Here is a 2,319-nt window from a genome sequence, read left to right as displayed (position 1 = left end):
CGCCCCCACCGGCCGTCCGCCTCATGATCCCCGCCGGCCCGCCGCGCCCCTGCCGCATCCGTTCTGCCGTGCCCGTCGCTGTCCGTCGCTCGGCGCACCAGGCACACACTCGACACACCAGGAACATCCCTCGCGAGGCCTGGCACCCGGCCACAACGCCGGTCGGCCGCCGCGAACGGATTGGGCCACCCGGGCCCTGTGGACCTGTTTCCCGCGGGCGCGTCCGCGGAACAATGTCTTGGAAACACCCTCCCCCGGACCAGCGCGGCCCGAAGCCGGCTATTCGGCACCGGAGCGACGGCCAGGGCGGCATTTGACGGCGGAGATGCGGGATTGTTCGCCCGCCGTCATCCGTCATCCGCTGTCATCCGTCGTGACGGGCGGGCCGTACTCCGGACGGCGCCGGGCGGCAGACGACAACCAGGCGGACGACGGGTGTGCGCAAGCGGCCACGGTGGCCCGCTCCCGGCGGGATATGCTCATCCCGCCACAGGGGCGGGACCACTGTCGCGTCCGGCGGGAACACCTGCGGGACAGGGCGTTCGGCTCAGGGGGCTTATTACCGGGTGACACACGGAAGCCGCCGTTTCTCCCCCGGTCCATATGTGACCAGCAACACCCCGGGTAACGTCACATCAGCCCGCCGGAAACTGATATAGCGGTCTGGGGTGTTTTGCGGAGAGAGGTATCGGGAACGTGGTCAGAAATCCTCCGGCACCGGGTGAGGCGTATTTACACGGAAGCCGGCGAAGGTGGTGGTGAAAGTGACATCCGTGACCGGGTGGCTGGGTGTACGCGGCAGGGAACAACCGGGGCAGGTGTACCTCAGGGAGGCTCGCGGCAACCGCTCGGTCACCTACGGCGAAATGGCTGCCCTCGTTCAGCGCTGGCAGACCGATCTGGACGCGCACGGCCCGCGGCCGCGGGGGCGGATCGCGATCCTCGTGTCGGATCCCCTGGACTTCGCCGTGGTCTTCCTCGCCGTCCTGGTGAGCGGCAGGCACGCGGTCCCCCTGGATCCCGACGCCCCGCCCGCGGAACTGGAACGGGCGCTGGCGCGGACCCGCCCCGATCTCGTGGTCACCGACCGGCCGTTGCCCCCCACCTGCGCCCTCCGCCAGCTCAGCCCACGGCTGACCACCGGGCACACCGTCACGTCATCCCCCAGTGCCGCCGGCCACGGTGGCGCACGCTGCCGGCTGTCCGGCGGCGTCCTGCTGACGAGTTCGACGGACTCGTCGACGGCCGGAGCGATCAGGGAGATCTTCCTCGACGGCGGGCAGCTCGCACACGTGGCCGCCGCCGCCGCGCGCCACCACCAGCTGACCCGGACGGACACCGGCTACAACCCGCTCCCCTTGATCCACGTCAACGCGCAGGTGACCGGGCTGCTCGCCACCCTGTGCGGCGGAGGCACCCTCGTCCTCGACCGCCGGTTCCGCCGCCGCGGATTCTGGACGATGATCAGAAATCACCAGGTGACCTGGATCAACGGGGTCCCGTCGGTCGTGGCCCTGCTGGCCATGGATCCGCGTGCCGCCCAGGCCCGCGACTGCCGGGTCCGGTTCGTCCGGTCCGCCTCCGCTCCCCTGCCTGTCCCCGTGTTACAGGCGTTCGAGGAGGCCACCGGCGTCCCGGTGCTGGAAACCTACGGTATGGCCGAGGCCGGCGGCCTGATCACGGCGAACCCCCCGCGGGGGGCCGGCAAGCCCGGCTCGGTGGGCCTGCCGGTGGGCAGCGAGGTGCGTGTCGTCGACGACGAGGCGATGCCGTGCCCGCCGCAGGAGGCCGGGCGGGTGCAGATCCGCGGCCCCGGGGTCATCCGCGCCTACGCCGGCCCGGCCGGCGCTGACAGCTTCACCCCGGACGGCTGGCTGGACACCGGCGACACCGGCTTCACGGACACCGACGGCTACCTCTACCTCACCGGCCGCGGCGACGGCATGATCAACCGTGGTGGTGAGAAGGTCTCCCCCCGTGAGGTCGAGGAGGTCCTGCTCGCCGACCCGCGGGTGCGCCGCGCGGTGGTGGTGGGCCGGCCGGACGCCGTGCTCGGCGAGGTGCCCGTCGCGCTGGTCGTCCCGGCGAACGGCCCCGATCCCCTGCTCGTGGCCGAGCTCGTGGAGCGCTGCGAGGCCGGCCTCGCCACCTTCAAGCGGCCAACCAGCATAGAGATCGTCACCGACCTCCCCGGCGGCCGCAACGGCCCGCTCCGGCAGCTGCCCGGCACGGCCCGGCTCCCCGGCTCAGCCGCCGCATGACTCCATCCTCTCCCCTCCCCGAAGCCTCTCCCCTCCCCCCGAAGTACCCGCAAGGATC

General features: G+C 72.0%; 1 protein-coding gene. It reads left to right on the top strand.

Annotated features, from left to right (window positions below; genetic code table 11):
• Positions 1-764 precede the first annotated feature (764 nt).
• Positions 765-2,261, top strand: coding sequence for a class I adenylate-forming enzyme family protein (locus AC5LUJ_RS17200; RefSeq protein ID WP_250291310.1), 1,497 nt, complete (start codon positions 765-767; stop codon positions 2,259-2,261).
• Positions 2,262-2,319: the final 58 nt, after the last annotated feature.

This window comes from Protofrankia sp. CiP1_Cm_nod3, from assembly GCF_982290655.1.
This window is presented reverse-complemented; position numbering and strand designations above follow the sequence as displayed.